This window comes from Herbaspirillum sp. NPDC087042 (assembly GCF_044745245.1).
Classification (GTDB): domain Bacteria; phylum Pseudomonadota; class Gammaproteobacteria; order Burkholderiales; family Burkholderiaceae_D; genus Herbaspirillum.
The window spans coordinates 271,138-297,341 of record NZ_JBIUZW010000001.1 but is presented as its reverse complement, the minus strand read 5'-3'; the positions used below and the strand labels follow the sequence as shown (position 1 = coordinate 297,341).

Annotated in this window: 27 protein-coding genes; 6 read left to right on the top strand and 21 right to left on the bottom strand. The window is 65.5% G+C overall.

The window, feature by feature from the left end:
* Positions 1 to 25: 25 nt before the first annotated feature.
* The 3 genes from ACIPHN_RS01320 to ACIPHN_RS01310 are packed head-to-tail and all read right to left on the bottom strand — an operon-like array spanning position 26 to position 2,764.
* The gene (locus ACIPHN_RS01320; RefSeq protein WP_400431625.1) at positions 26 to 820 is read right to left on the bottom strand and encodes an ABC transporter permease; all 795 of its coding nucleotides are present in this window, start codon (positions 818 to 820) and stop codon (positions 26 to 28) included.
* Between the two features lie 9 nt (positions 821 to 829).
* Entirely contained in the window at positions 830 to 1,672 is an 843-nt protein-coding gene (locus tag ACIPHN_RS01315) for an ABC transporter permease (RefSeq protein ID WP_400431622.1), read from the bottom strand.
* Positions 1,673 to 1,675: 3 nt separating this feature from the next.
* On the bottom strand, positions 1,676 to 2,764 hold the full coding sequence (locus tag ACIPHN_RS01310) for an ABC transporter substrate-binding protein (protein WP_400431619.1): 1,089 nt from the start codon (positions 2,762 to 2,764) through the stop codon (positions 1,676 to 1,678).
* A gap of 344 nt (positions 2,765 to 3,108) precedes the next feature.
* Here ACIPHN_RS01310 and ACIPHN_RS01305 point away from each other — a divergent pair, with 344 nt between their 5' ends.
* Positions 3,109 to 3,360 (top strand): AbrB/MazE/SpoVT family DNA-binding domain-containing protein, encoded by a 252-nt coding sequence (locus ACIPHN_RS01305; RefSeq protein ID WP_400431616.1) that lies wholly within the window; start codon positions 3,109 to 3,111, stop codon positions 3,358 to 3,360.
* The gene (locus ACIPHN_RS01300) at positions 3,354 to 3,704 is read left to right on the top strand and encodes a type II toxin-antitoxin system ChpB family toxin (protein WP_400431613.1); all 351 of its coding nucleotides are present in this window, start codon (positions 3,354 to 3,356) and stop codon (positions 3,702 to 3,704) included. The genes ACIPHN_RS01305 and ACIPHN_RS01300 overlap by 7 nt, the downstream gene beginning before the upstream one ends.
* Here ACIPHN_RS01300 and ACIPHN_RS01295 read toward each other — a convergent pair.
* The 10 genes from ACIPHN_RS01295 to ACIPHN_RS01250 all read right to left on the bottom strand — a co-directional run bounded on the left by ACIPHN_RS01295 (position 3,701) and on the right by ACIPHN_RS01250 (position 12,822).
* A complete protein-coding gene (locus tag ACIPHN_RS01295) occupies positions 3,701 to 5,281 on the bottom strand; it encodes a rhodanese-like domain-containing protein (protein ID WP_400431610.1) in 1,581 nt (526 codons plus the stop codon). The genes ACIPHN_RS01300 and ACIPHN_RS01295 overlap by 4 nt on opposite strands.
* Before the next feature lie 27 nt (positions 5,282 to 5,308).
* Entirely contained in the window at positions 5,309 to 6,490 is a 1,182-nt protein-coding gene (metC, locus tag ACIPHN_RS01290; RefSeq protein ID WP_400431607.1) for a cystathionine beta-lyase, read from the bottom strand.
* Positions 6,487 to 7,113, bottom strand: a complete 627-nt coding sequence (locus ACIPHN_RS01285) for a cysteine dioxygenase (protein ID WP_400431604.1) — start codon at positions 7,111 to 7,113, stop codon at positions 6,487 to 6,489. The genes metC and ACIPHN_RS01285 overlap by 4 nt, the downstream gene beginning before the upstream one ends.
* Before the next feature lie 44 nt (positions 7,114 to 7,157).
* A complete protein-coding gene (locus ACIPHN_RS01280; protein ID WP_400431601.1) occupies positions 7,158 to 7,991 on the bottom strand; it encodes an amino acid ABC transporter ATP-binding protein in 834 nt (277 codons plus the stop codon).
* Complete coding sequence (locus ACIPHN_RS01275; RefSeq protein ID WP_400431598.1) at positions 7,978 to 8,802, bottom strand: amino acid ABC transporter permease; 825 nt, start codon at positions 8,800 to 8,802, stop codon at positions 7,978 to 7,980. Before ACIPHN_RS01275 ends, ACIPHN_RS01280 begins: the two co-directional genes overlap by 14 nt.
* A complete protein-coding gene (locus tag ACIPHN_RS01270; RefSeq protein WP_400431595.1) occupies positions 8,792 to 9,538 on the bottom strand; it encodes an amino acid ABC transporter permease in 747 nt (248 codons plus the stop codon). Before ACIPHN_RS01270 ends, ACIPHN_RS01275 begins: the two co-directional genes overlap by 11 nt.
* Before the next feature lie 9 nt (positions 9,539 to 9,547).
* Positions 9,548 to 10,393, bottom strand: a complete 846-nt coding sequence (locus tag ACIPHN_RS01265) for a transporter substrate-binding domain-containing protein (protein WP_400431593.1) — start codon at positions 10,391 to 10,393, stop codon at positions 9,548 to 9,550.
* Between the two features lie 102 nt (positions 10,394 to 10,495).
* Positions 10,496 to 11,194: an amino acid ABC transporter permease gene (locus ACIPHN_RS01260; protein ID WP_400431590.1), complete on the bottom strand. Its 699-nt coding sequence runs from the start codon at positions 11,192 to 11,194 to the stop codon at positions 10,496 to 10,498.
* Positions 11,194 to 11,940, bottom strand: a complete 747-nt coding sequence (locus tag ACIPHN_RS01255; RefSeq protein WP_400431587.1) for an amino acid ABC transporter permease — start codon at positions 11,938 to 11,940, stop codon at positions 11,194 to 11,196. Before ACIPHN_RS01255 ends, ACIPHN_RS01260 begins: the two co-directional genes overlap by 1 nt.
* 90 nt (positions 11,941 to 12,030) lie before the next feature.
* On the bottom strand, positions 12,031 to 12,822 hold the full coding sequence (locus tag ACIPHN_RS01250; RefSeq protein ID WP_400433131.1) for an ABC transporter substrate-binding protein: 792 nt from the start codon (positions 12,820 to 12,822) through the stop codon (positions 12,031 to 12,033).
* A 294-nt stretch (positions 12,823 to 13,116) separates the two neighbouring features.
* Between ACIPHN_RS01250 and ACIPHN_RS01245 the strand changes: the two genes are divergently transcribed.
* Positions 13,117 to 13,731, top strand: a complete 615-nt coding sequence (locus tag ACIPHN_RS01245) for a pyridoxamine 5'-phosphate oxidase family protein (RefSeq protein ID WP_400431584.1) — start codon at positions 13,117 to 13,119, stop codon at positions 13,729 to 13,731.
* On the opposite strand, the gene ACIPHN_RS01240 is transcribed toward ACIPHN_RS01245, so the two are convergent.
* From ACIPHN_RS01240 to ACIPHN_RS01205, 8 genes are all read right to left on the bottom strand, one after another.
* The gene (locus tag ACIPHN_RS01240; RefSeq protein ID WP_400431581.1) at positions 13,725 to 14,489 is read right to left on the bottom strand and encodes an HAD family hydrolase; all 765 of its coding nucleotides are present in this window, start codon (positions 14,487 to 14,489) and stop codon (positions 13,725 to 13,727) included. The genes ACIPHN_RS01245 and ACIPHN_RS01240 overlap by 7 nt on opposite strands.
* 33 nt (positions 14,490 to 14,522) lie before the next feature.
* Positions 14,523 to 15,854: an LLM class flavin-dependent oxidoreductase gene (locus ACIPHN_RS01235; RefSeq protein ID WP_400431578.1), complete on the bottom strand. Its 1,332-nt coding sequence runs from the start codon at positions 15,852 to 15,854 to the stop codon at positions 14,523 to 14,525.
* 18 nt (positions 15,855 to 15,872) lie between these two features.
* Positions 15,873 to 17,354, bottom strand: a complete 1,482-nt coding sequence (locus tag ACIPHN_RS01230) for an FAD/NAD(P)-binding protein (RefSeq protein ID WP_400431575.1) — start codon at positions 17,352 to 17,354, stop codon at positions 15,873 to 15,875.
* Between the two features lie 160 nt (positions 17,355 to 17,514).
* A complete protein-coding gene (locus tag ACIPHN_RS01225) occupies positions 17,515 to 19,377 on the bottom strand; it encodes a family 2A encapsulin nanocompartment cargo protein cysteine desulfurase (protein ID WP_400431572.1) in 1,863 nt (620 codons plus the stop codon).
* Between the two features lie 12 nt (positions 19,378 to 19,389).
* Positions 19,390 to 20,322, bottom strand: coding sequence for a family 2A encapsulin nanocompartment shell protein (locus ACIPHN_RS01220; protein WP_400431569.1), 933 nt, complete (start codon positions 20,320 to 20,322; stop codon positions 19,390 to 19,392).
* Positions 20,323 to 20,440: 118 nt separating this feature from the next.
* The gene (locus ACIPHN_RS01215; RefSeq protein ID WP_400431567.1) at positions 20,441 to 20,758 is read right to left on the bottom strand and encodes a helix-turn-helix domain-containing protein; all 318 of its coding nucleotides are present in this window, start codon (positions 20,756 to 20,758) and stop codon (positions 20,441 to 20,443) included.
* On the bottom strand, positions 20,755 to 21,681 hold the full coding sequence (gene epsC / locus ACIPHN_RS01210) for a serine O-acetyltransferase EpsC (protein WP_400433128.1): 927 nt from the start codon (positions 21,679 to 21,681) through the stop codon (positions 20,755 to 20,757). The genes ACIPHN_RS01215 and epsC overlap by 4 nt, the downstream gene beginning before the upstream one ends.
* A gap of 76 nt (positions 21,682 to 21,757) precedes the next feature.
* Complete coding sequence (locus ACIPHN_RS01205; protein WP_400431564.1) at positions 21,758 to 22,255, bottom strand: rhodanese-like domain-containing protein; 498 nt, start codon at positions 22,253 to 22,255, stop codon at positions 21,758 to 21,760.
* Between the two features lie 454 nt (positions 22,256 to 22,709).
* Here ACIPHN_RS01205 and ACIPHN_RS01200 point away from each other — a divergent pair, with 454 nt between their 5' ends.
* The 3 genes from ACIPHN_RS01200 to ACIPHN_RS01190 all read left to right on the top strand — a co-directional run bounded on the left by ACIPHN_RS01200 (position 22,710) and on the right by ACIPHN_RS01190 (position 26,199).
* Positions 22,710 to 24,194 (top strand): putative sulfate exporter family transporter, encoded by a 1,485-nt coding sequence (locus ACIPHN_RS01200; RefSeq protein ID WP_400431561.1) that lies wholly within the window; start codon positions 22,710 to 22,712, stop codon positions 24,192 to 24,194.
* Between the two features lie 19 nt (positions 24,195 to 24,213).
* Positions 24,214 to 24,384: a hypothetical protein gene (locus ACIPHN_RS01195; RefSeq protein WP_400431558.1), complete on the top strand. Its 171-nt coding sequence runs from the start codon at positions 24,214 to 24,216 to the stop codon at positions 24,382 to 24,384.
* A gap of 216 nt (positions 24,385 to 24,600) precedes the next feature.
* Positions 24,601 to 26,199, top strand: a complete 1,599-nt coding sequence (locus ACIPHN_RS01190) for an ABC transporter substrate-binding protein (RefSeq protein WP_400431555.1) — start codon at positions 24,601 to 24,603, stop codon at positions 26,197 to 26,199.
* The last annotated feature ends 5 nt before the right edge of the window (positions 26,200 to 26,204 follow it).

Sequence of the window (26,204 nt, the reverse complement as noted above, 5' to 3'; positions counted from 1 at the left end):
TCTCTCCTTGGAAAATTCAGAATTTTCAGAATTGCGCTACCGAACGCCCGCGCCATGCCAGCAGGCGGCGCTCGATGCGCGCGGCCAGCCAGTTCAGGGCAAAGCCGACAAAACCCACCACCAGCACGCCGAAGATCACCAGATCCATCAGGAACAGTTCACGCCCGTCGATCATGGTGTTGCCGATGCCCTGGCCAGAGACCAGCAGGTATTCCGCCCCCAGCGTGGCCAGCCAGGCATACACCAGGGCCAGGTGGATGCCGGCCAGGATGGAGGGGGCCGCCGCCGGCAGCACCAGCTTGGTGAGCCACTGGCGACGGCTGAACTTGAGCACGCGGGCGGCCTCGATCAGTTCGCCCGGCACGCTGCGGATGCCTTCGAAGGTGTTGAGCACTACGGGAAAGAAGGCCGCCAGCGACAGGAAGGCCACCTTGGCCGCATCGCCCAGGCCGAACCACACCGACAGCAGCGGAATCCAGGCAAACAGCGAAATCTGCTTCAGGGTATGGAAGGTCGGCCCGATCATCCGTTCGAATAGCCGCGACAGGCCGAAGGCGATGCCGAAGGCCAGGCCCGCCGTCACGCCAATGGCCAGGCCGATGAGGTCGCGCCGCAGGCTGGCTGCCAGGGCAAGGGCCAGGTCGCCACTGAGCAACTGCTGCACGGCGGTGTCCCACACCTTGCCCGGCGGCACCAGCAGTGGCGAGGTCGACCAGTGCAGGCGCGCCGCCAGCCACCACAGCAACACCAGTGCAATGGGCAGCACCCAGCCGCGCAAGGCAGGCGGCACCGGGTGACGGTCATGTCGGGAGGTACTCATGGCAGTTCCTCAAAAACCGCTGCGGCGCCAGCCGAGCAGGATCACTTCGATACGTGCCAGCACCTGGTCGCCCAGGTAACCCACCACGCCCACCACCGCCACGGCGGCAATCACCACGTCCAGCTGGAACAGCTGGCGACCGAACACGATCATGTAGCCCAGCCCCTCGGAGGACGCCAGCAGTTCCACCACCACCAGCGCCAGCCAGGCATGTGTGAAGCCATAGCGCACGCCATTCCAGATCGGCGGCAGCGCCGCCGGGAAGATCACCCGCCACAGCAGCTGCCAGCGCGAAAAGCGCAGCACCCGCGCCACCTCGACGTAGCGGGCCGGTACGTTCTCGATGCCCTTGTAGGTGTTGACCGCAATGGGCACCAGTGCCGCCTTGGCGATGAGGATGATCTTGAGCGCCTCGTCGATGCCTACCAGCAGCATCAGCAAGGGCAGCCAGCCCAGCACCGGTACCTGGCTGAAGGCCTTGAAGAAGGGATAGACGTAGTCCTTGAACAGCGGCGACAGGCCCATGGCCACGCCCAGCAGCAAGCCGCCGGCCACGCCCACGCCAAAGCCCAGCAACACGCGCAGAAGACTGATGCCCAGGTTGTCGAGCAGTTCGCCCGATTGCGCCAGGTCGATGAAGGTGGCCAGCACCGCTTGCGGCGAGGGCAGCACCTGCGGCGCGACCCAGCCCAGTTGCGCGGCCACCGTCCAGAGCAGCAGCAAGCCCAGCGGGAAGGGCAGCGCCAGCCAGAACGCAGCGTGGCGGCCGAAGAAGGCGGTGTAGGCGCTGCGGCCGGGCGCAGTGCCTGTCGTGGGGAGGGAGGCTGCCAAGGCAGCCGGTGGCGTGCTCATCGCTTACGCTCCCAGGATCTTGCCATCGGGCTGGAACACCGGCCAGAAGTTCTCCAGCTTCAAGTCCTTCAGGGCGGCCTTGAGGTAGCTCTGGTCGATCCACTGGTCCACATCGAAGCGCGCGCGGCTGAGCTTGAAGCGATAGGCCTGTTCCACCGAGTCCTTGTAGCGGGCGATGAGGAAGGGATCGAAGTTGGGATTGATGCGCACCCGCAGCGGCTGGCCGTCATAGTCCTCACGCCAGTGCTCGTAGGGCGTGCCGGCCTTGGCCCAGAGATGCAGCACCTCATCGCGGTTGACCTCGTCGGAAGCCCACTTGGCCGCCTTGACGAAGACCTTGACCACGCGCGCCGTGGTGTCGGGATAGTGCTGGGCGAACTGCTCGGTCACCAGCACATGCGACTGGGTGGTGAAGATGGGCGAGGCCCCCTTGCTGGTGAAGACGATGCGGGCCGCGTTCTTGTCGCGCAGGCGCAGCAGGTTGATGTTGCCGAAGGCGGCGTCGATATCCTTGGTGGAGAGTGCCGCCAGCGTGGTGGCCTGGTCCAGGTTGATAGAACGCAGCTCGCGCTCCTGCAGGCCGTTGGCTTCGAGTACGCGGTTGATGGGCAACTGTGCATTGGTGCCCTTGAAGATGGCCACGCGCTTGCCGCGCAAGTCCTTGACCGACTGGATCGGCGAATCCGGTGGCACCGCCAGGTAGATGTTGGAGCGCACGCCGGTGGCCAGCACCAGCTTGGTCTTCAGGCCCGCAGCACGCGCCACGATGGCCGGCAGGTCGCCCTGGAAGGCGAAGTCCAGTTGCTGGTTGCTCAGTGCCTCGTTGACCGCAGGACCGGCGCCCTTGAAGAAGAACCACTCGACCTTGATGCCATCGGCCTTGAATTCTTCCTCGACCCAGCCCTTTGCATTGGCCACCGCCGCCGAACTGCCCGAGAACACCGGTGGATTGCCGATGCCCGGTTGCGCCACGCCGATGCGGATGACATCGGGCCTGGCCGGCGCGGCACGCAGGGGCAGCGCCGGCAGGGTGAGCAGGGCGGCGCTGCCTAGCGCCAGATGTTTGAGCAAGTCGCGGCGATCCGATTGCATGGAGGTCCTTTCTGAACCGTGGCGTGGAGAGGGGTACAACAACAGCGCCAACCAGTATAGAAAGGGGAAATTGCCGTCGGAAAGGAATGAATTCGTATGTGCTTATGCGATGGTCGGCGGCCGGGATCGAAGCACCTCCGGATAGGCGGACAGCGTTGCTGGCGACAAAGAATTCGATCGAGAAATGTAGGTTCAATGCGATCGCCTGCAGCACGTTCTGCATCACCCCAAGTGCTTCGTGCGAAAATCTCATGACGTGCAAGATGGTAGATACATTGTATCTACGCAACACTTGAACTACCGAATGCGTGTTTATACAATGTATCTACATTACGGAGATATGCATGGAACTCTCGATCCAGAAATGGGGCAACAGCGCGGCAGTGCGCCTGTCCACCGAATTTCTCAGCCTGCTCAATGTCAAGCTGGGCGACAAGCTCACGGTCGATATCCGCCCCGAAGGCGCGCTACTGAAGCCCAAGCGCCATACCTATGCGCTCGAAGACCTGGTCGCTCAATGCGACGTCAAGGCGCCAGAACCGGCGGACATGGCCGCGTGGAGCAAGCTCAAGCCGGTAGGCCGCGAGACATGGTGAGGCGCGTCAAGTTCGAGCGTGGCGACATCGTGGTCGTCAACCTGGAGCCGACACAGGGTCACGAACAGCGCGGCGAGCATCGGCCCGCGCTGATCCTGTCGACGTCCGTGTTCAATGTGATGGGTACGGTGCTGGTGGCGCCCATCACGCAGGGAGGTGACTTTGCCCGTCACGCCGGTTTTGCCGTCAGCCTGAGTGGCGCCGGCACCCGGACCCAAGGCGCGGCGCTGGTCAACCAGATCCGCATGATGGACCTGGAAGCCAGGGGCGCCCGCAAGATCGAGAAGGCTCCCGAGGTCGTGATTGATGACGCCCTGGCCCGTCTGCAGGCCATCCTCGACTAGGCCGGCAACCTGTCCAGCCGGAAGACGTCCAATTCCCCTTCGCCGCATTGCGCGATCAGCGCCGTCTCCCAGGCCAGGTACTGGCGTGCCGCCTCGGCATTGCCTTCATGGCGGTCATGCACGAAGAACAGGTAGTCGACGCGCTGTTGCGGCGACAGCGCCGCTGCATCCACGGCCGTGGGCCAATTGGCTTGCCGTAAAGGCTCCAGCCCGGCGATCCAGGCAATCTCGCCCACACCGGCCTCGCGCAAGTCCCGCGCCGCCAGCCCCGCAAGCGCCTCACTGTCGGCAATCAGGTAGACCGTGTGCGGCGTTGCCTCCTGCGACCTGATCCATTGCCCCAGTTGCCCGCGTACCAGCCACTGGCTGCTCAGGGCATGTTCCTTCAGATAGGCAGCGCTGCTGCGCAGATCGAGCAGGCTGGCACGGCCTTGCTTGAGCTGCTCCGTAACTAGTTGCGTATTGGCCGCTGGCAGCGCCCAGCGCTCCACCGGTGCCGCCGGCAGGCGCAGCGGGGTGGCGATGCCCTGTTCCAGCACCGCCACGTCGAAGCCCAGCTGATACAGCCAGCTGGCCACGACCGGTGCGCGCACCTGTTCGTCGTCCAGCAGGATCAGCCGGCTGTTGCGCACCCCCACGTATTGATCGGTGGCCTGGATCAGCTGGCCACCGGGCGCATGTGCGGCACCGGGCAGCGTGCGGGTGCGATACTCGGCCTCGCTGCGGATATCCAGCACGAAGGTAGTACGCGCACTGTCATCGATCCAGGCCTGGGCCTGGGCCGCATCCAGGCGCGGAATGGCGAAGTGGCGACGCAAGCGTTCGGCGGCACCACGGGCGGCCGTCAGGTCGTCGGGGACCTGGTCGGGATAGCGCGCCTGGCTGCCATGCTCCAGCGTCAGGCCGGCCAGGTACCAGCCCTGGGTGCCGTTTTCCAGCGCCAGCACCGGATTGGCCAGTTGCAGGTTGCGTAGGGTCTGCGCGCCCAGGATGCTGCGCGTGCGGCCGGCGCAGTTGACCACCACCGGCACGTCGGCATCAGGCACCAGCGCGGCGATGCGGTAGGCCAGTTCGCCATTGGGGCAGGCCACCGAACCGGGGATGGTCATCTTGTGATGTTCTTCCAGCGTGCGGCCATCGAGCAGCACGAAAGGCTTGCCGTCGCGGCGCCATTGTTCCAGTTCGAGCGCGCTGATGTGGGGCGTGTGATAGGCATGCTCGACCAGTTCGCCAAAGGTCTTGGAGGGCAGGTTGACACCCTTGAAGAGCGTATGACCGGCCGTCTCCCAGCCCGGCACGCCACCATCCAGCACCAGTACCTGGCGGTAGCCCAGGGCTTCCAGCCGGGTGGCCGCGCGGCCGGCGACGCCGTCGTTGTCGTCCACCAGCACCACACGTACCTCCTTGCGCGGGGCCAGGCGTGGCGCGTCCAGTTCCAGCCGGCTGTAGGGCAGCGGAGTGGCGAAGAACAGGTGTCCTTCACCGAATTGACCGGCTTCGCGGACATCGAAGAGCGCCAGTTCGGCGCGCTGGTCCAGCCAGTGTTTCAGGGTCGTCGAAGAGATGAGATCAGCCATGATGTCGGTGTCGGTGTCGGTGTCGGTTCAGTGGGCAAGGGCGGCCTGGAAGGCGCGCGAGAGATCGTCGATCAGGTCGTGGGGATTCTCCAGGCCGACGTGCAGGCGTACGACCGGTTGGCTGCCGTCATAGTAGCTGTGCTCGGCCAGTCTTGCCGGCGCGGCTAGTTGCACCAGGCTTTCGTAGCCGCCCCAGGAGGCGCCGATGGCAAACAGCTCCAGCGTATCGATGAAGCGGCGGGCCTGCTCGCCGTCGGCCTGGCGGAAGGCAAACGACAGCAGGCCATTGGCGCCACTGAAGTCACGCTTCCACAAGGCGTGGCCGGGGTCGGAGGGCAGTGCCGGGTAGAACACGCGGTCCACCTGCGGATGCGATTCCAGGTATTGCGCCACCTGCAGGGCATTGACCTGGTGCTGCGCCAGCCGCACCGGCAGGGTACGGATGCCGCGCAGGGACAGGTAGGCGTCATCCGGGCTGACTGCCAGTCCCAGGCTGTCGCTGGCCTCGCGGATGCGCTGCGCCAGTGCATCGTCATTGACCACCACGGCGCCCTGCATGACATCCGAATGGCCGGAGATGTACTTGGTCGCCGCCAGGATGGACACCTGCGCCCCCAGTTGCAGCGGACGATACAGGTAGCCCGAGGCCCAGGTGTTGTCGGTGGCCACGATCACGCCGTGGCGTTGTGCCAGTGCCGACAGCGCCGGCAGGTCGGGGATTTCATAGAGCAACGAGCTGGGCGCCTCCAGATAGAGCAGGCGCGTCTCGGGCCGGATCAGGCTGGCGACGTCGTCGCGCGAGGGCGAGAAATAGCTGAGTTCGATGCCAAAGCGCTTGAGCAGGCTGTGGTCCACCCGTCGCAGGGGCGAATAGACGCTGTCCTGCACCAGCGCATGCTCGCCCGGCGAGAGCAGCGCCAGCAGCGTGAGCGTGATGGCGCCCAGGCCCGAGGGCGCGAGGAAGCAATGGCGCCCGCCTTCCAGGGTGGCGATGGCGCTTTCCAGCGCGCGATGGGTCTCCAGGCCATGGCGGCCATAGGCGGCCACGTTTTCGCCGGCGGCGCGGCGCTGGTGGATGTCATCGTATTCGGCCGTGCTGGCGTAGCGCAGGGTGCTGGTGCGCACCACCGGCACATTGACCGGGCCGGTACCGGAGGCCAGTTGCGGCGTGCCGGCGTGGATCAGTTCGGTATGCAGGTGGCGGCTCATGCGGCTTTCTCCGCGCGGTTGAAGAAGTTCTGGTTGTAGTTGAGGATGCGTCCGCTCTGCGGGTCGATGCCGATGCGGCCCGTCAGGGTATCCAGCGGGCGGCCATAAAGGTGGAAGTGCAGGGTCGGTGCATCGCCTTGTACATGGATGCTGTGCAAGTCGTCCGGCAGGAAGCTGATCGGCGTGCCGGGCTGCACCACCAGTTCGCGAGCCAGGCGGATGCGCGCCTGTTCCGGGTCGGAGCGGTCATCCTCGCGCTCATAAAGGCGGTTGAGTTCCTGGCCGCTGACGGCCACGATCACCGCCCAGGTGTCGTGGTTGTGCGGGAAGGTGGTCTTGCCGGGGATGATGGAATTCAGATACAGGGCGATATCGTCCTTGTCGGTGTCGGCGCCCTCGTGGTTGAGGTAGTAGCGGGTCGAGGTGGCGCCGCTGTCGGCCTGCGGCGGCGGGAAATCGGCGAAGCTGAACAGGTCGCGGCGCTCGGCCAGCGCCTGCAAGACCTCGGTGATGGCCTGCAGTGCGGCGCGGCTGATGCCCTGTTCGCCCTGCTGTTGTTCGATCTGGCGGATGCGGGCCAGGGTGGATGCCACGGCGGTGGCGCGTTCTTGGGCGATGCTCATGAGGATGTCCTGTCTGTAGTCGGTATCTGTTGTCGGGGGAGCGGCTAGACCGAGAAGCTCAGCCGGTTGAAATCGATGGGCGCGAAGCTGTTGCGTGCCGTGGCGCGTTCGCCATTGAGCGCGCGGTTGAGGAAGGCACGGGTACGCTCGTTGTCCGGTTCGGTAAAGATGTGATGCGCCGGGCCATGCTCGATGACGCGACCGCTTTCGATGAAATAGACCTGGTCGCTGACTTCCTCGGCAAAGCGCATTTCATGGGTGACCAGCACGCAGGTCATGCCGTCCTGCACCAGTTCACGGATCACGGTCAGCACTTCGCCGACCATTTCTGGGTCCAGTGCCGAGGTCACTTCGTCGAAGAGGATCAGTTCCGGTTGCATCGCCAGCGCCCGGGCAATGGCCACGCGCTGCTGCTGGCCGCCGGAGAGCTCGCCCGGATAGGCGTCGGCCTTGCCGGCCAGGCGCACCCGTTCCAGCAGCCCAAGCGCACGGCTGCGCGCGCTGGCGCGGCCCAGGCCAAGGATGCGGATCGGCGCCATCACCAGGTTCTCCAGCACCGTCAGGTGCGGGAACAGGTTGTATTGCTGGAACACGAAGCCCACGCGCTGGCGCAATTGCGCCAGTTGCGCCTCGGACTTGAGGGCGCGGATATCCACGCCATCGAGGATGATCTGGCCCGCCTGCGGGCGCAGCAGCCCCGTCACGCAGCGCAGGATGGTGGACTTGCCCGAGCCGGAGGGCCCGATGATGGAGACCGCCTGACCGCGCTGCACCTCAAGGTCGATGCCGCGCAGGATGGCATTGCCGCCCAGGGTCAGATGCACATCGCGCAGGCTGACCAGGGGCTGTGCGCTCGTTGGGGAGTCAATGGAAGGCATGTTTCTTTTCCAGGTATTGCGTCAAACGCGAAATCGGATAGCAGTAGAGGAAGAACATCAGCAGCGTCAGGAAGTACACGGCCACCGTGAAATCGACCCGGTTGACGGTGCTGCTGGCGATCTGTGCGGTGTCCAGCAAGTCCTTCACGCCCACCAGCGAGGCCAGGGCGGTGCCCATGGTGATGGTGGCGTACAGGTTCATCCACGGCGGCAGCATGCGGCGCAGGCACTGCGGCAGGATCACCCAGCGATACGCCTGCGAACGGCGCAGTCCCAGCAGGGCCGCGGCCTCCCACTGCGCCGAGGGGATCGAGCCGATGGCGCCACGGAAGATCTCGGCCACATTGGCACTGGCCGGCAGGGCCAGGCCGAGGGTCACCTTGATCCAGTCCGGGAAGGCCACGTAGTGGCTGCCCAGGTGCAGTTCGAAGGGGAAGACGTAGGTGCTGAAATAGATCAGGATCAGCATCGGCGCATTGCGAAACACCTGCACATACCAGCGTGCCAGGCGCGCTACCGGGGCCAGCGGCGAGAGCTGCAGCGCCCCCACGAACAGGCCCGCCACCGTGCCGATGGCAATGGCCAGTACGCTGATCTGGATGTTGGCGAGCATGCCCCACAGCAGCGCCGGCAGCCAGCGTTGCAGGTGGGCGGCCAGCGGCCAGCCCTGCCAGGCGGGAATCAGCCACAGCACTGTCAGGGCCAGCAGCGCCGCCAGCGCCACGGCGGTGATGGCGGGCAGCGTGATGCTGCGCAGGGTGCGCCCGCTCGCCAGGGCGATCGGGGCCGTCAGTTCACTGTTATCGGCCATAGCCAGGCATCCTCCAGTGTTGTTCCAGTACACGTCCGGCCTGGTTGACCAGCCAGGTCAACACACCGAAGAAGACCAGCATCAGCAGCATCAGCTCCAGCACATTGTCGCGCTGGCTCCAGATCATGATGGACTGGTAGGTCACGTCGCCCACCGCGATGGCCGAGGCCACGGTGGTCATCTTGACCAGGTCCACCAGGTTGTTGACCAGGCTGGGCAGGGCAAAGCGCAGCGCCAGCGGGAACTGCACCAGCCACAGCCGCCGCGTCGGCGAAAAGCCCAGCGAGGCCGCTGCCTCCAGCATCACCGGCGGCACCGCCTGCAGGCCCGCGCGCAGCGACTCGGCATGGAAGGCCGCCTTGTGCAGCGAGATCACGATCACCACCCAGATGAAGGGCGTGAGCGGATTGCCGCCGGACAGCTTCAGGGCTTCGGTCAACAGCATGTTGAGCACCAGGAAGGCGCAGTAGAGCTGCACCAGCGTGGGCGTGTTGCGGGTCAGCTCGACAAAACCGCGCGCCAGCCAGGCCAGCGCACGCTGACGCGACACCAGCATGGCCGCCAGCAACAGCCCGGCCACCAGGCTGCAGACGATGGCGGCCAGCGCCAGTTCGATCGTCACCACCAGCCCTTGCAGGAAGGAGGTGCGCTCACTGGCCGCAAGCAGGAATTCATAGTTGAGGCCGGCCGCCTTGATGGCTGCCACGGCCGCCTCGGGCCACTGCGAGATCGTCATGCCTTTGGCTCAGGCACTCTTGAACTTGTTTTGCAGCTCGGGCAGGGCCAGCGAAGGCGGGGTGATGCCCAGCTTCTTCTCGGTTGCGATCAGCCAGCCGCTCTTGTGCCAGCCTTGCACGATCTTGTCGACGGCGGCGGCGGTATCCTGTTCGCCCTTGCGGGTCCATACCACCGAGTTGCCGGGGATCAGTTCGGGTGCGATGGTGCGGTAGTTCTTCCACTCCGGATTGGTGGCCACCAGCGGATTGATCAGGGTGGCGTCATGCACGGCCGCCACGCAATTGCCACCGCGCAGTGCCAGCAGCGACTCCGAGGAACCCTTGAAGCCCTTGGGGGTGGCGCCGTAGTCGTTGGCCAGCGGCTTGGCGTAGTTGCTGCCCTGGGACAGGCAGACTTCCTTGCCGCGCAGGTCTTCCCAGCGGCGGATGCTGCTGTCGGCGGGGACGATGGCGATGCCGCCGACACGATAGAAGGGGGTGGGCGCGAAACCGAGGATCTCGTTGCGTTCCTGGGTCCATTCCATGCCGGCGATGAGCAGGTCAACCTTGCCCTGTTGCAGCAACTGCACGCGGTTGGACGGCTGCACCTGCACGGTTTCCAGCTCCACGCCCAGCTGGCGGGCAATGTCCTGGGCCAGCTCGACGTTCCAGCCGACCGGCTTCTGGTTGGACGGGTCGATGGAGCCGAAGGGACCGCCGGAGAGCATCACGCCGATGACGATCTTGTGACGGCTCTTGATCTTGTCCAGCGTGGCATCGGCGTGTGCCGGCACGGTCGCCAGCAGGATGGCAGTGCCGGCCACGGCGGTGGCGATACGGCTCAGGGAGAGTGCGGAGAAATTAGGCTTGCTCATGGAGTGGGTTCATTCCTGTTGCGTGGAAGTCGATCACTCTAATGAATGGGGCAAGCTGCGCGGAACGAATAAAAATCGATATCCTTATGCGCTAAATGCAGTTCAGCGCCCACCCGGCTGGCCTGCCGCCTGGTAGTAACGGCCGACCCGCAGGGCGCATTGCTCCAGCGCCGAACACAGGATGAAATACAGCAATCCCACCAGCAGGAACACCTCGGCCGGATACACCATCAGGCGGCTATTGACCTGGGCCGCCACGAAAGAAAGCTCGCCCACGCCGACGATATAGGCCAGCGAACTGTCCTTGACCAGCGTGACCCATTGATTGACGAAGGAGGGCAGCATGATTTGCAGCGCCTGCGGCAGGATGATGTAGCGCAGCACCTGCCCGCGCGGCATTCCCAGCGACAGGGCCGCCTGCCACTGGCCGCTGCCGATGCCGTGGATACCTGCGGCCACTGCATGGGCCAGGTAGGCGCCACCCACCAGCGACAACGCCAGCATCACCGACAGCACGCCCGGCACGTCGATGCCGAAGGCGATGGGCAAAAGGAAGTAGGTCCAGAAGATCAGCATCAGCACCGGGATGGCGCGCAGGAAGCCCAGCAGCACCACCAGCAGGCGATGCCATGGTCCCTGGCCGATGGCCAGCAGGATTCCCAGCAACAGCCCCAGGAGGGCCGAGAGCAGGGCCGAGCCGGCACTCAGGATCACGGTCAGCGCCGCGCCACCCAGCGGACCATCGGGATAATTGCCCCAGAGCAGATAGGACAGGTTGTCGTGCAGGACGGCCAGTTGCATCAATGCCTCCCCTGGCGCAGGCGACGCGCGCGCAGATGCCGGTGGCCGGCGGTTTCCATCAGGGCGATGGCGCCGATGTAGAGCAGGGTGGCCACGCCGAAGGCCTGGAAGGCCAAGAAGGTCTCGGACTCCACCTGGCGCGAGGCATAGGACAGCTCGGCCAGGCCGATGCCCATGGTCAGGGAGGTGTTCTTGAGGATGTTCATGTACTGGCCCAGCAGCGAGGGCAGGATCAGCCGTATCGCCTGCGGCAGCACGATATGACGCAGCACCTGGCCACGCGTCATGCCGATGGCGGCAGCGGCCAGGGCTTGTCCGGCCGGCACACCACGCAGGCCGGAGCGGATCTCCTCGCCGATGTAGGCGCTGGAGTAGAACACCAGCCCGCACAGCGCCGCGAGGAATTCATAGGACGGCCATGGCAAGGCCAGCGGCCCGAACAGGTGGAGCACGTGGTCGCCGTTGAGCCACTCCATCGCGCCCTCGGGAAACAGGCTGGGCACGCCGAAATACCAGAACAGCAACTGCACCAGCAATGGCGTATTGCGAAACAGCGACGTATAGAGCGTCGCCGGTACATGCAAGAACGGCGAGCGGCTGGCACGCGCGCTGGCCAGTACCGCGCCCAGCAAGGTCGCCAGCAGGGCCACCAGGGCCGTCAGCCACAGCGTGACCAGGAACCCTTGCCACATCCACAGCAGGTACTTGGGCGCCAGCCAGGGGCCGGCAAGGAAATGGGACATCATCGGAATAAATCGGAATCAAACGGACTCAGCAGGCCGCAACGACAAGCGGCCGGCACAATGCCGGCCGCCTTGCCGCTGGAGGGAAATGATTTACTTCTGGCTCAGGCGGGTATCGCCGATCTTGAACAGGCGCGGCAGCGGCTGGGCGCTTTGCGGGCCGAACCACTTGTCATAGATCTGCTGGGCGGTACCGTTCTTTTCCAGCTCGCGCAGCCAGTCGTTGAGGTAGCTCACCAGGCGGGTCTCGCCCTTGGGCACGCCCACGCCTTCATATTCTTCCGAGATGGCGAAGGCCGGGATCTCGTACTTATCCTTGTCGGGCAGCGTAGCCAGGATCGCGGTCAGCTTGGTGCCATCCTGGCTCAGAGCCTGGATATTGCCATTGCGCAGGGCGGCCAGGCCCAGCGGGGTGTCGTCATAGAGCACGACCTTGGTATCGGGATACTTCTCGCGCAGCGTGGTTTCCATGGTGGTGCCCTTGTCGGTACCTACGCGGACCTTCTTGATGTCATCAGCGTTCTTGAGCACACCCTTCTTGGCCAGGAACTGCTGGCCCGAAGCGATGTAGGGGATGCTGAAGTCGATCACCTTGGCGCGATCCTCGGTGATGGTGAAGTTGGCAAAGACCAGGTCGACCTTGTTGGCGGTCAGCAGGGGAATGCGGTTGGCCGGATTGGTCGGCACGATCTCCACCTTCACGCCCAGCTTCTTGCCCAGCTCATTGGCATAGTCCACGTCCAGGCCGATGATCTTGCGGGTGGTGGCATCGACATAACCGAAGGGCGGATTGCCGTCGAAGGCGGCCACGCGCAGTACGCCGGCCTTCTTGATGTCGTCCAGCTTGTCGGCATGGGCCGCGCCCGAGGCCAGGGCCAGTGTCATTGCCAGGAACAGCGGCGTGAAGGCCGTTTTCAGAGTCAGCGATTGCATAGGATCTTCCCTTGTTGTTGTGGAATCAGGAACGCCGCCGCGCAGGCCTGCATCGGTGCTCGTGGCGAACCGCGCAGGTGCGGGCATGGCGATCTGGTGCGGCATGCACCAAATGGGAGCGAGTATAGGAAGGGGAAACAGGATGAGGAACGACTATTTCCGCCTTTGAATATGCGAAAAATCGGCGCGGCCTGGGATCGTTCTTGCCGCTATACTGGCCTCCCTCTTTTCGTGAAGGAGCGTGTCGTGAGTCATCGCATCACCACCCTGGAGCAGCTCGATGCCGTCTACGGCCAGCCCACCGAGCGCGCCCTGGTCAAGGAACTCGATCATCTCAATGCCGACTACCAGGCTTTCGTGCGTGCCTCGCCTTTCGTGGTGCTGGCCTCGGTCGGTGAGGAGGGGCTGGATTGCTCACCCAAGGGCGACCCGGCCGGCTTCGTCCATATCCTCGACGAGCGCACGCTGGCCGTGCCGGACCGTCCCGGCAACAATCGCGTCGACAACCTGCGCAATATCCTGGCGGATCCGCGTGTATCGCTGCTGTTCATCATTCCCGGTGTGGGCGAGACCCTGCGCGTGAACGGACGCGCCACGATTTCCATCGATCCGGCCCTGCTGGCGCGCTTCGAGATGCGCGGCAAGCTGCCGCGCAGCGTGATCGTGGTGGAGATCGATGCCGCCTACTTCCACTGCTCCAAATCCATCGTGCGCTCGGCCCTGTGGTCGCCCGAGGCGCAGGTGGCGCGTACCAGCCTGCCCAGCCCGGGCCAGATGCATCATCGCCTCAGTGGCGGCGTCTTCGATGGTGCGGCCTACGATCGCGAACTGCCGCAGCGTACCGAAGCCGGGCTCTACTGATCGCGAGCACGCCCGGCACGGTCGGCCAGGATGGCCTGGGCGAACTCGACGAAGCCGGCGCCCCCCGGCCCCGCGCTGACCCAGGCCGGCGCCCGTGGCAAGTCCGCCAGGCAGCTGCGGATGGTGGACACACCCAGCGTATGGCGATAGTGCCCGAACATGGGGGCGTCGTTGAGGGAGTCGCCGCTGTAGGCCAGCAGCCGCTGCGCCTGCTCGTCGCTGACGCCATAGTCGTCTTGCAGCACCTTGCGGGCCGCGGCCAGCTTGTCATAGCCGCCTATCCAGCCCAGCACCCACAGGTTGTTGACCGTGACATCCAGCCCCAAGGCGCGCAGCGAGGTCGCCAGCGCCTGCTCACGCGCGACGTCGCCATCACGCGCGAAGGCCAGGCTGGTCAGGCGAAACGGCTGATCGTCGGCCAGCCTGGCACCGGGGACCTGGCGCAGCACCAGCTCCCCCTTGTCGCGCAACTGCTGCAGGACGGCGTCGGCGTAATCGCCATGCCAGAAGCGGCGGACCAGCCCATGCTCACCCTCGCGGCGGAAGAAGAAACCGCCGTTCTCGCCGATCACGCCATCGACCGGCCACATGCGGGCCATCTGGTCGCACCAGCCGGCCGGTGCCGCCGTCACCGGGATGACGCGGATGCCGGCCTGCTGCAACTGCTCCAGCGCGAGATAGGTGGCTGCCGACAAGCGGCCGCGCCAGGTCAGCGTCTCGTCCATGTCGGTGAGGACGAAGCGGATGTCCGCCAGCAAGCCCGGCGGGCGCTCCTGCAAGGCCCGCATCGGTCAGCGCGCTGCCGGATGGGCCGGACGCTGCAGGCCCAGGTGCTCGCGCAGGGTGCGGCCCTGGTAGTCGGTGCGGAACAGGCCGCGCCGGCGCAGCTCCGGCAGCACCAGCGCGATGAAGTCCGACAGGCCCACCGGATGGGCCGGTGACATGATGTTGAAACCATCCGCGCCACCGTCCCGGAACCAGGACTCCATCAGGTCGGCGATGTCCTTGGGCGTGCCCACTACCTGCTGGTGGCCGCGCGCACCGGCGATGCGCAGGTAGGTCTGGCGGATCGACAGGCCATCGCGCCGGGCCAGGTCCACCATCAGTTGCTGGCGGCTCTTGGCGCCATTGGTGGCGGGCAGTTCCGGCAGCGGCCCATCGACCGGATAGGGCGAGAGATCGAAGCCGACCATCTGCGACAACAGGCTCACGCCCACCACGGTGGGAATCAGTTCCTGCAGGGCCTGGAATTTCTCCTCGGCCTCGGCGCGGGTCGGCGCCACCACCGGGAACACGCCCGGCATGATGCGGATCTCCTCGGGGGCACGGCCATAGGCGGCGGCACGCTGCTTGATGTCGGCATAGAAGCTGCGCGCCTCGTCGAAGGTCTGGTGCGCCACGAAGACCACTTCGGCGGTACGTGCGGCCAGGTCGCGCCCGGCCTCGGAGGCGCCGGCCTGCACCAGCACCGGCCGGCCTTGCGGCGAGCGGGCCACGTTCAAGGGGCCACGCACCGAGAAATGCTTGCCCTTGTGGTTGAGCACGTGCAGCTTGTCGGGGTCGAAATACTGGCCGCTCTCCTTGTCGCGCAGGAAGGCATCATCCTCCCAGCTGTCCCACAGGCCCTGGACCACCTGATGAAACTCGGCGGCGCGCTCGTAGCGCAGGGCGTGGTCGATGTGGCGATCGAGGTTGAAGTTCTCGGCCTCGCCATCGCCACTGGACGTCACCAGGTTCCAGCCGGCCCGGCCGCCGCTGATCTGGTCCAGCGAACCGAACTTGCGGGCGATGTTGAAGGGCTCGTTGAAGGAGGTCGAGGCGGTGCCGATCAGGCCAATGCGCTCGGTCACCGCAGCCAGCGCCGAGAGCAGTGTCAGCGGCTCGAACTGGTCCGCGCGCGCGGTGCGGGACAGCGCCGCCAGGTTGCGGTTGCGCACGCCCACCGAGTCCGAGATGAAGATGGCATCGAACTTGGCCGCTTCGGCCTGGCGCGCCAGCGCAACATAGTGCGCGAAATGGCTGCCGGCATCGGCCTGGGCCTCGGGATGGCGCCAGCCAGCGATGTGGTGGCCGGTCTGCATGAGGAAGGCGCCGAGGGCGAGTTGTGGTTTGGCTTGGGTCATGATGGTGAGGATGAAGGATCAGAGGCTTTCGGCGGGCTGCAGTGCCGTCGATGCAGCGTGGAGTGCGGCTGCCAGTGCATGGGCGGTCAGCGTGGCGCCGGCCAGTTGTTCGCCGATGGCGTTGGACTCCCAGTTCACGCCGCGCAGCGGATGGCCCACGGCAAACAGGCCCTCCTGCAATTGCCCGTCGGTGGTGTAGAGCGCGCCCGTTCCCGGATCGGCATCGATGCCGAAACCGGTGGCATGACGACGGACCAGTCGGCGACGCTGCAGCGCCGTCACCAGCGGATCGCGGATGTGCTGCCAGTCGAATTCGTAGCCGGCGGCATTGGCCACGCGGTCCACCAGCAGGGTCTGGACGGTGTCCTGGCCGCGTGGCGTCCATTGCACGGCGACCTTGTCACCGACCCGTTGCAAGCCGTGCAGACGACCGGTCAGCTGGCGCAGGCGGCCCTGTTGCTGGTAGCCGGCCAGCTTGCGGCTGGATTCGGGGCCGGCACGGTGCAGCGAGATTTCCCAGAAGGGGCGCAGATGGCGCAGGAAGCGGCGCCGGTCGGCCGGGCTGGCCTTGGCCCACAGGGCTGGCACATGGGGGCGGATGGCCGGCGGCAGGTGCTGCCAGTCGGCGCCGGCGGCGCGCACGGACCGGCGCGCCGCACGGGTAGCCCTGAGCAGCTCGCGCAGGGTGGCAGGCAGGCGCTGGCCATCGAGCACATCGGGCCAGGCTGTCTGTGCGCGGCGCGGCTGCACCAGCAAGCCATGGCGCGACAAGGCATGGAACTGCCCCTTGAAGCCGGCCCGGTCGGCGCTGAAGGCGGCATCCAGCGCCGTCAGGCTGGAACCGATCAGCAGGATATCCTCGTCCTGCGCTGCGCCTTGCCAGGCGGCGACATTCCAGACGTCGTCGATATAGCGCGCACCCAGGGCCTGGCGTTGTTCCGGCGAGCCCACGAAACGGTCCTCGCCCTTGCGGAACAGGCCCAGGGCCAGCACCACGCGGCGGGCCGACAGGCGGCGACCGTCCTCCAGCAACAGCGTATGACCGGCCGTCTGCGCCTGCGGCAGCAGGTCGACCACACGGCCTTGCAGAGTCTCCAGGCGTACCAGCGCTCCGGCATCCTGCGCGGCCTGCCGCAGTTCATCCTGGAGATAGCTGCCGTAAAGCCAGCGCGGAGGAAAAGCCTCCAGGAAGCCGGCCTCGGCCACGCCGGGCGGTGGCGTCCAGCCATGGCGCTGGGCATGGCGGGCCAGCCATTGCGGCAGGTGGGTGGGCTGGTCCGGGTAGAGGCCGAACAGCTGCGCCGTGCCATTGACGATATGGTCGGGATTGTCGGTGCTGTAGGCGATGCCGCGGCCGATCTCGGCGCGGCTCTCGATAAGGGTCAGCGTCAGCGGCGCGTGCTGGCCGCTGGCGGTCACGGCGCGCAAGAGCTTGATGGCGGTGACCGTGCCGGCAAAACCACCGCCGACGATGGCAATATCCGAAGTCGTTTCTGGCATCGCAGTTCCATAGTAATCAAGGTAATGGAAACGATACTAAGACAGCCGATATGATCGCGCTGCGCCCATTTTTCATGTGCTTATGCGCTTTTTGCATCATCGCGAAAAGCTAACAAAAACGGCCGCATGAAGCGGCCGTCAGGTCTTGCAGGTCTATCCTTCAACGCCGCCCGCGCTGGGCCGACAGGCGTCGTACCACCGTGAGCAGGCAATCGATTTCCTCGAAGGTGTTATAGAACGCCAACGAAGGCCGTACCGTGGTTTCCACCCCGAAGCGGCGCAGGATGGGCTGGGCGCAATGGTGACCCGTGCGCACGGCGATACCTTCCTGGTTCAGTGCCCGGCCCACTTCCTCGGTGCTGTAGCCATCGAGGACGAAGGACATCACGCTGGCCTTGTGGGCCGCCGTGCCGATCAGGCGCAGGCCGGGAATCTCGCCCAGCTTGTGCATGCCATACTCCAGCAGGGCATGCTCGTAGCTGGCGATGTTCTCGATACCGATGCGGTTGACGTAGTCGATGGCCGCGCCCAGGCCGACGGCATCGGCAATATTGCCGGTGCCGGCTTCGAAGGTATTGGGCAGCGGCTGGAACACCGTCTTCTCGAAGGTGACGTCGGCGATCATGTTGCCGCCGCCTTGCCAGGGCGGCATGTCTTCCAGCACCTCGCGCCGACCCCACAGGGCGCCGATCCCGGTGGGACCGAAGACCTTGTGACCGGAGAAGACGAAGAAGTCCGCCCCCAGTGCCTGCACGTCGGTGCGCATGTGCGACACCGATTGCGCGCCATCGACCAGCGTGCGGGCGCCGGCCAGGCGGGCCAGCTCGATGATCTCGCGGGTCGGGGTGACCGTGCCCAGGGCATTGGAGACCTGGGTGACGGCCACGATCCTGGTACGCTCGTTCAAGAGCTTGGCGTATTCATCCAGCAGCACCTGGCCCGAATCATCCACCGGGATCACCCGCAGCTTGGCGCCTTTCTCGGCCGCCAGCTGTTGCCAGGGGACGATGTTGGCGTGGTGCTCCAGGTGCGAGACGATGATCTCGTCGCCCGCGCCCACATGCTTGCCGCCCCAGGACTTGGCCACCAGGTTGATGGCCTCGGTGGTGCCACGCACGAAGATGACTTCGTTCACATCGGGTGCATTGAGGAAGGCGCGTACACGCTCCCGTGCACCTTCATAGGCATCGGTGGCCCGCGCGGCCAGTTCGTGCGCAGCGCGATGGATGTTGGAATTCTCGCGCCGGTAGAACTCGCTGATGCGGTCGATCACCGACTGCGGCTTCTGGGTGGTCGCAGCGTTATCGAACCAGATCAACTGGCGGCCATTGACGCGTTCCTGCAGGATAGGGAAGTCGCGGCGCACCGCATGCACGTCGAAAGCCGCCGCCTGGTTGGCGCCAGCAGGCTGGTGCACCGCATGCGGCGCCGGCTTGGCCGGTGTCACATAGCCGCTGGGCAACTCCACTGCGTGCAGGAAGTAATACTGCGGCTCCGTGCTGGCAGCAGGCCCCACCTGGGCGGCACCCGGATGACCATGACCGCCGTCGAGGAAGTAATAGCCCGCCGTGGAAGCTGCCGCCGGAGCGGCTGCCGGGGCTGCCTGTGGCGCACCGATGACCGCGCCGCCCAGGCGCGGCTCATAGGCCGGCAGGGTGGAAAAGACCTTGTCGGGGGTACCGTTGCCAGCAGCGGCAGCCGGAGCCAGCGACGGCGCACGGTTACCCAGCGTCAGCACCTGATGCGGCGAAGACGGGATCAGGTTCAGACCCGGTGCCAGTCCCTGCGGAATGGCCGTGCCCGGCACGCCCTGGCTGGTGCCGGCAGGGCTGGACAGGGGCGAAGCCGGCGGCGTGAAGTTGGCCGGTGGCTGCGCCCCCGGCACCCGGGCAGCCCCGGGGAAGGAGGACGCGGCAAACAGCTCGGTGGCCAGTCGCGCCAGCTGGGCCGGATCGAACGGCGCGGCCGACGCGTCCTGGCCCGGCAAGCCGGCGCCCTCGGATGCGGAAGTGAGGATGCTCACGATGGCGACCTCTTATTTGTAGGTATCGGGATAGTCGTGATACTTGTTGATCTCGACATCGTCCAGCACCGCCAGCGCATCGCTGGTCAGCACGGCCAGCGAGCAATACAGCGAGATCAGGTAGGAGGCGATGGCATGGTTGTTGATGCCCATGAAGCGCACCGACAGGCCCGGGCTCTGTTCGCCCGGCAAGCCCGGCTGGTACAGGCCAACCACGCCCTGGCGCTTGTCGCCCACGCGCAGCAGCAGGATCTTGCTCTTGCCATCGGCCACCGGCACCTTGTCCGAGGGGATCAGCGGGACGCCACGCCAGGTGATGAACTGCGAGCCGAACAGGCTGATGGTGGGCGGGGGCGTGCCGCGACGGGTGGCTTCACGGCCGAAGGCGGCGATGGCCAGCGGGTGCGCCAGGAAGAAGGCCGGTTCCTTCCAGACCTTGGTGAGCAGCTCGTCCAGGTCGTCCGGGGTGGGTGCGCCGGTCAGCGGGAAAATGCGCTGCTCCTCGGTCACCTGGGCCAGCAGGCCGTAGTCGGGGTTGTTGATGAGTTCGCTTTCCTGGTTTTCCTTGATGGTCTCGATGGTCAGGCGCAGCTGCTCCTTGATCTGGTCGTGCGGGCTGCTGTAGAGATCCGAGACGCGGGTGTGCACGTCCAGGATGGTCGAGACCGCGTTGAGGAAGTACTCGCGCGGCTGCTCTTCATAGTCCACGAAGGTACGCGGCAGCTGGTTTTCTTCCTGGCGGGCGGTGCAGGTGACCTTGATCGATTCCGGGTTCTTGACCTTGTTCAGGCGATAGATGCCAGCCTCGACCGGTACCCATTGCAGCAGGTGGGTCAGCCAGCGTGGGCTGATGGTGTCGAGCTGGGGTGCGGTCTTGGTGGCATTGGCGAGTTGCCGTGCTGCGTTATCGCCGAGTGCGGTGGTACCGCCGACAGTTGCGGACATCTGGACTCCGTAGGGTAAGGTTGCAGGGACTGCTGGATGCGCACGGGTGCGCGATCAGTACGTGGGACAGTGCGTCAAAAAAAGGGCAGGCGAAGTGTCGCGGCTGCGGGCCTGGGCCTCAACATGCTATAGCCATCAACTTGAGGCCACGCACCAGGTTCTGCTGATTGATGTGTTCTCCGTGGGTGACCAGGGCCGAGGGCGAGAGGGTCAGCGCCGTGGCCAGTTTCTCCACCGTCACCAGCGAGGCGATGGCGGTGCCACGCTCGATCTCGCCGATGTAGGAGCGGTTGAGGTTGGAGTTCTCGGCCAGCCGCTCCTGCGACCAGCCGCGCGCACGTCGCAACTGGCGCACGCCGATGCCAAAGCTTTGCACCAGCGCACTGGCCAGCGCCTCCTCGTCGGCCGTGCGCGGCGTTGTGGGCGCGCTGCTCATGCCGCCGCCGCGCTGACCAGCGAGAGCGCATCCTCGCGCGAAGCCGCTTGCGAGATGTGGGCCCCGGCCGGTACGTCATGCGTGAGCCAGACATTGCCGCCGATGACCGCGCCCCGTCCCAGGCGGATACGGCCCAGGATGGTGGCCCCGGCATAGATGACCACATCGTCCTCGACGATGGGATGGCGGGCCCGGCCTTTCTCCAGCTTGCCGTCGGCGTCGGTGGGGAAGCGCTTGGCCCCGAGCGTGACGGCCTGGTAGATGCGCACATTGTTGCCGATGATGGCGGTCTCGCCGATCACCACACCGGTGCCATGATCGATGAAGAAGCCCGCACCAATCTGCGCGCCGGGATGGATGTCGATACCGGTGGCGCCATGGGCCAGTTCGGCGATGATGCGCGCCAGCAGTGGCAGGCCCAGCTGGTACAGCCGGTGCGCCAGGCGGTAATGGATCATGGCCAGGGTGCCGGGATAGCACAGCAGCACCTCGTCCACGCTGCGCGCAGCGGGGTCACCCTGGTAAGCCGCCAGCACGTCGGTATCGAGCTGGCTGCGGATCTGCGGCAGCGAGGCACCAAAGGCCCGGGTGATGGAGATGGCATCCTCGTCCAGCGTGGGCGTGGCCTGCCCGAGCAGGCCGGCGCTGTACTTCAGTTCCAGCCTTACCTGTTCCAGCAGCGCATGCAGGGCGGCATCGAGGGCATGGGCGACGTGGAAGTTCTCGCTCTCCTGGCGCAGGTCGGGCGGGCCCAGGCGCATCGGGAAGAGCACGCCCTTGAGCGTATTGACGATGCCGTCAAGCGCATCGCGCGAGGGGAATTCGCGGCCATTGGAATCATTATTGCGCCGCTGGGTGACCCGCCAGTCCACCCGCGCTTCATGCAGGGACTGGACGATCTGGTGGATATCGAAATTGGCCATGGGATAGTCGTGACTGTTCTTGTTCAAGCCGGCGGCTGCACGAGGGCAGGGGAGATCGATGCCTGCAATCAGGCGCTCAGTCCTGCACCCAGGGCAGGCCATGGAAACGCCAGCCATCGGCCTTCCCGCGCTGCTGCGTGGCATCGATCTCGCCCTCGAAGCCTTCCAGCACATTGAAAATACAGGTCAGTCCGGCCTTGCTGGCCGCCTCGGCCGCCGCCGCCGAACGCTTGCCGCTGCGGCACAGCAGCAGCGCCGGGACGTCCTTGCCACCGATCTTGCTCTCCAGTTCGCGCACGAAGCGCGGATTGCGTGACAGCGCCGTGCCGGTCGCCCAGGCCACGTGCAGGCTGTCCGGCACATGGCCGACGAACTTGCGCTCCTCGGCGCTGCGCACATCGACCAGCAGCACCTTGCCGGCAGCCACCAGTGCCCAGGCGGCCTGCGGGGCAATCCCGCCGGCATAGGGCAAGCCGGCAGCGGCGGCCTGGTCGCGGATGGCGGCCAGCTCGGGTGGCAACTCGCGGGACGCTTGAGGGGAGGTGGGCTTGGGGATGGCACTCAGGGACGACATTGGAACTCTCCATGAACGGGGTGGTAGCACTTGCCGCTATTTACTTGATGGCTATAGACGGCAATCCATGGGCTCACTCTAAGACCGGTCCCCGCTTTGGTGAACGAATAAAAGGAAAATTTGAAATGCGGAAAACGCATAAGAAAACCCTGCATTCATCACGCGGCAGCGCTTGCAAAAGCTGCGCAAGGATATGCAAATCGATTCGTTCCCCCGCCCACCCGGGCGCGGTAAGTTGGCGGCATCCGTGCGCGCACCATCAACAACATCATCGCCAAAGCCTGACGACGCTAACGCCGCCTCACACCGGGCGGCTCGCGTCATAAAGCGCGGCACGGCCAACCTGAGCAGCCGGCATCCCGCAGGGAGGGGCCGGCAAGTCGTCGAAGCAACGCCGTGGCCGCCAACAATACGATCACCGGGTCGCGGCGTCTCATGTGGAGGTGTCTGTCAAATGTCGAATCCAACAATCGCCAATGCCGTCAATTCGCAGGTCGGGCGAACTGCCCGCTTCAACGAAGACTGGCTGGCCCTGGGCATAGGCCTGCTGATCTTTGCGCTGGCCCTGAGCGGCCTGGCCGGTGCCAACCTGCTGGGCTGGGTGGTGTCCACCTCGGTCTGGCAAGACCCGGCCGGTGCCCTCGGCCCGACCGCCAAGAACTACGCCGGTCTGGGCGGCATCGGCGCCTTGCTGGTGACCTACCTGGCGCTGCTGGCCGTGCTCTCGCTGGGCGCGTCGCTGCTGAAACTGCCGGTGCGACGCTTCGCACTGAGCTTCACGGTGGTGTTTGCACTGGCCTACCTGAGCTGGTTCATCGGCAACAATGCCTACCTGGCCGCCGTGACGCCGGCCGACCTGCAGAAGTTCGACATCGGCTGGTCACTGCGGCTGACCAACGAGGGCGGCTTCGTGGTGGCCCTCATCGTCGGCCTGGTCATCAGCAATGTCTTCCCGCGCTTTGCCGACTGGCTCAAGGAAGCCATCCGCCCCGAGCTCTACATCAAGATCGCCATCGTCATCCTGGGCGGCTTCATCGCCGTGACCATCGCCGGCAAGCTGTCGCTGGCCAGCTCGGTGCTACTGCGGGGGCTGGCGGCCATCATCGAGGCCTACCTGATCTACTGGGCGGTGGTGTACTTCGTGGCGCGCAAGTGGTTCGGCTTCTCGCGCGAATGGGCCGCACCGCTGGCTTCCGGCATCTCGATCTGCGGCGTGGCAGCGGCCATCGCCACCGGCGGCGCGATCCGCTCACGCCCGGCGGTGCCGGTACTGGTGTCTTCGCTGGTGGTGATCTTCGCGGTCATCGAGGTACTGGTGCTGCCTTGGCTGGCGCAGACCTTCCTCTGGCATGAGCCGCTGGTAGCCGCTGCCTGGCTGGGCCTGGCGGTCAAGACCGATGGTGCGGCCGTGGCCGCCGGCGGCATCACCGAGGCGCTGATCCAGGCCAAGAACGCCGCCCAGGGCATCCACTACCAGAGTGGCTGGATCCTCGGCACCACGGCCACCGTGAAGGTGTTCATCGATGTCTTCATCGGCATCTGGGCCTTCATCCTGGCCTATGTCTGGACCAACCATATCAACGTCCAGGCCGGCCAGCCGCGTGCGCGGGCCAGCGAGATCTGGGAACGCTTCCCCAAGTTCATCCTGGGCTTCGTGGCGACCTTCCTGATCGGCTTCTGGCTGGCCACCACCAGCTCGCCGGAGACGCTGGCCAAGCTCACGCCGTCGGTGGGGGTGGCCAACACATTCCGGGTGATCTTCTTCATCCTGACCTTCTTCTCCATCGGTGTGCTGTCCAACTTCCGCAAGCTGTGGGAAGACGGCCTGGGCAAGCTGGTCGGGGTCTATGCATTGAGCCTGTTCGGCTTCGTGATCTGGGTCGGCCTGCTGGTGTCGTGGATCTTCTTTGCCGGTGTCAAGCCGCCGCTGGCCAACTGATTATTTTAAGGAAACGTCCATGTCGCAACAACCCACGCATGCAGAACTGAAGCAGGAACTGGCGGCCACCAAGGTGGTGGAGCCTCTGCTGCCCATCGAGAAGAAACTCATCGCCGGCAGTCTCATCACCGGCATCGCCTTGCTGGTGGTACTGGTGGTGGTCAATCACCTGTTCCCTCTGAACGTCTGAGGACGCAGCAGCCACGATAGCAGTGACGACGGCAGGCGGGCAGGGCGCGATGGCGTCCGGCCCGCCTGCGTCCATGCGCCTCACCCGGCGGGTTCCCGCCACATGACCGGACGACGACAAACGTATTAACAAATGCGAAATCGGTCGTTCCGCAGCGGGCATGGCCTGTCTTACGCTGCGCGGGTGTTTCAATTCAACATCCTCTCGGGAAAAACAATGCGCGCAAACCGCCGTCAATTTCTGCTCTCTTCCGGAGCCCTGCTGGTCTCCACCGCCTGGCCCTCGATTTCCTTCTCGCAGACCGAACCACGCCGTGGCGGCGTGCTCAACGTCCACCTCGGTTCGGAACAGCGCATCCTCAATCCGTCCCTGCGCGCCTCCACCGGTGTCTACATCGTCACCAGCAAGATCATCGAATCACTGGTGGACCTGGATGCCGACGGCAAGCCGGTACCGCAACTGGCAACCTCCTGGAGCAGTTCGGCCGATGGCAAGACCATCACCTTCAAGCTGCGTGAAGGCGTGAAGTGGCACGACGGCAAGCCCTTCACCGCCGCCGATGTGCAGTACAACGCGCTGGAACTGTGGAAGAAGCAGCTCAACTACGCCACCGCCCTGCATCTCTACCTGCATGCGGTCGACACCCCCGACGCCCACACCGTGGTCTTCCGTTACGAGCGTCCGATGCCGCTGGACCTGCTGCTGCGCGCGCTGGCCGATCTCGGCTACGTGGTGCCGCGCCACGTCTATGAAAAGACCAATGTGCTGGAAAACCCGGCCAATACCGCGCCCATCGGTACCGGCCCGTTCCGCTTCGTGGAGTACCAGCGCGGCCAGTACATCATCGCCGAGCGCAATCCCGACTACTGGCGTCGTGGCCTGCCTTACCTGGACCGCATCGTCTGGCGCATCATCACCGACAAGTCCGCCGCCACCGCCGCGCTGGAGACAGGCTCGCTGCAACTGTCGGCCTATTCGCAACTGGCCCTGGCCGACCTCGACCGGCTGCGCAAGAACCCCAAGTTCGAGGTGCGCAGCAAGGGGCTGGAGGCCAACCAGTTCAACAACACCGTGGAATTCAACTTCCGCCGCAAGGAGCTGGCCGATGTGCGGGTGCGCCGCGCCATCGTGCATGCCATCGATATCGGCTACTTCATCGACAACTTCCTCTATGGCCTGGGCAAGCCGGCCAACGGACCGATTCCCTCGACCTCGTCGTTCTCGCCCAAGGGCGCCAAGCCGCCGTATCCCTTCGATACCAAGCGCGCCGAGGCCTTGCTGGACGAAGCCGGCTACAAGCGCGGCAAGGGCGGCGTGCGCTTCTCGCTGAAGCTGGTGCCGATCCAGAACGGCGAGGATGTGCCTCTGCTGGCCACCTTCATCCAGCAATCGCTGGAGACGGTCGGCATCAAGGTCGAGATCGTCCAGTACGATATCGCCGGCGCCCTGACGGCCATCTACAAGGACGGCAACTTCGACATCGCCACCGGCTGGCACCAGTTCCGCGGCGACCCGGCCGTCTCCACCACGGTGTGGTACCGCTCGGGCAGCCCGGCCGGCGCGCCCTGGACCAACCAGTACGGCTGGAAATCCGACAAGGTCGACAAGCTCATCGACGATGCCGCCAGCGAGATCGATCCGGCCAAGCGTCGCGCCCTGTATGCCCAATGGGTGCAGGCGGTCAACGACGAACTGCCGATCTGGATGGCCACCGAGCGCGAGTTCTATTCGGTGGTCAGTCGCAACGTGCAGAACGGCCACAACAATGCCCGCTGGCCCTCCAGCAGCTGGCACGACACCTGGCTCAAGGCATAAGGAGC

What these genes read in the sequence shown, in the direction of transcription:
- ACIPHN_RS01320 (WP_400431625.1), bottom strand. Translation starts at nt 820, where the DNA reads ATGAGTACCTCCCGACATGACCGTCACCCGGTGCCGCCTGCCTTGCGC.
- ACIPHN_RS01315 (WP_400431622.1), bottom strand. Translation starts at nt 1,672, where the DNA reads ATGAGCACGCCACCGGCTGCCTTGGCAGCCTCCCTCCCCACGACAGGC.
- ACIPHN_RS01310 (WP_400431619.1), bottom strand. Translation starts at nt 2,764, where the DNA reads ATGCAATCGGATCGCCGCGACTTGCTCAAACATCTGGCGCTAGGCAGC.
- ACIPHN_RS01305 (WP_400431616.1), top strand. Translation starts at nt 3,109, where the DNA reads ATGGAACTCTCGATCCAGAAATGGGGCAACAGCGCGGCAGTGCGCCTG.
- ACIPHN_RS01300 (WP_400431613.1), top strand. Translation starts at nt 3,354, where the DNA reads ATGGTGAGGCGCGTCAAGTTCGAGCGTGGCGACATCGTGGTCGTCAAC.
- ACIPHN_RS01295 (WP_400431610.1), bottom strand. Translation starts at nt 5,281, where the DNA reads ATGGCTGATCTCATCTCTTCGACGACCCTGAAACACTGGCTGGACCAG.
- metC (WP_400431607.1), bottom strand. Translation starts at nt 6,490, where the DNA reads ATGAGCCGCCACCTGCATACCGAACTGATCCACGCCGGCACGCCGCAA.
- ACIPHN_RS01285 (WP_400431604.1), bottom strand. Translation starts at nt 7,113, where the DNA reads ATGAGCATCGCCCAAGAACGCGCCACCGCCGTGGCATCCACCCTGGCC.
- ACIPHN_RS01280 (WP_400431601.1), bottom strand. Translation starts at nt 7,991, where the DNA reads ATGCCTTCCATTGACTCCCCAACGAGCGCACAGCCCCTGGTCAGCCTG.
- ACIPHN_RS01275 (WP_400431598.1), bottom strand. Translation starts at nt 8,802, where the DNA reads ATGGCCGATAACAGTGAACTGACGGCCCCGATCGCCCTGGCGAGCGGG.
- ACIPHN_RS01270 (WP_400431595.1), bottom strand. Translation starts at nt 9,538, where the DNA reads ATGACGATCTCGCAGTGGCCCGAGGCGGCCGTGGCAGCCATCAAGGCG.
- ACIPHN_RS01265 (WP_400431593.1), bottom strand. Translation starts at nt 10,393, where the DNA reads ATGAGCAAGCCTAATTTCTCCGCACTCTCCCTGAGCCGTATCGCCACC.
- ACIPHN_RS01260 (WP_400431590.1), bottom strand. Translation starts at nt 11,194, where the DNA reads ATGCAACTGGCCGTCCTGCACGACAACCTGTCCTATCTGCTCTGGGGC.
- ACIPHN_RS01255 (WP_400431587.1), bottom strand. Translation starts at nt 11,940, where the DNA reads ATGATGTCCCATTTCCTTGCCGGCCCCTGGCTGGCGCCCAAGTACCTG.
- ACIPHN_RS01250 (WP_400433131.1), bottom strand. Translation starts at nt 12,822, where the DNA reads ATGACACTGGCCCTGGCCTCGGGCGCGGCCCATGCCGACAAGCTGGAC.
- ACIPHN_RS01235 (WP_400431578.1), bottom strand. Translation starts at nt 15,854, where the DNA reads ATGACCCAAGCCAAACCACAACTCGCCCTCGGCGCCTTCCTCATGCAG.
- ACIPHN_RS01230 (WP_400431575.1), bottom strand. Translation starts at nt 17,354, where the DNA reads ATGCCAGAAACGACTTCGGATATTGCCATCGTCGGCGGTGGTTTTGCC.
- ACIPHN_RS01220 (WP_400431569.1), bottom strand. Translation starts at nt 20,322, where the DNA reads ATGTCCGCAACTGTCGGCGGTACCACCGCACTCGGCGATAACGCAGCA.
- ACIPHN_RS01215 (WP_400431567.1), bottom strand. Translation starts at nt 20,758, where the DNA reads ATGAGCAGCGCGCCCACAACGCCGCGCACGGCCGACGAGGAGGCGCTG.
- epsC (WP_400433128.1), bottom strand. Translation starts at nt 21,681, where the DNA reads ATGGCCAATTTCGATATCCACCAGATCGTCCAGTCCCTGCATGAAGCG.
- ACIPHN_RS01205 (WP_400431564.1), bottom strand. Translation starts at nt 22,255, where the DNA reads ATGTCGTCCCTGAGTGCCATCCCCAAGCCCACCTCCCCTCAAGCGTCC.
- ACIPHN_RS01200 (WP_400431561.1), top strand. Translation starts at nt 22,710, where the DNA reads ATGTCGAATCCAACAATCGCCAATGCCGTCAATTCGCAGGTCGGGCGA.
- ACIPHN_RS01195 (WP_400431558.1), top strand. Translation starts at nt 24,214, where the DNA reads ATGTCGCAACAACCCACGCATGCAGAACTGAAGCAGGAACTGGCGGCC.
- ACIPHN_RS01190 (WP_400431555.1), top strand. Translation starts at nt 24,601, where the DNA reads ATGCGCGCAAACCGCCGTCAATTTCTGCTCTCTTCCGGAGCCCTGCTG.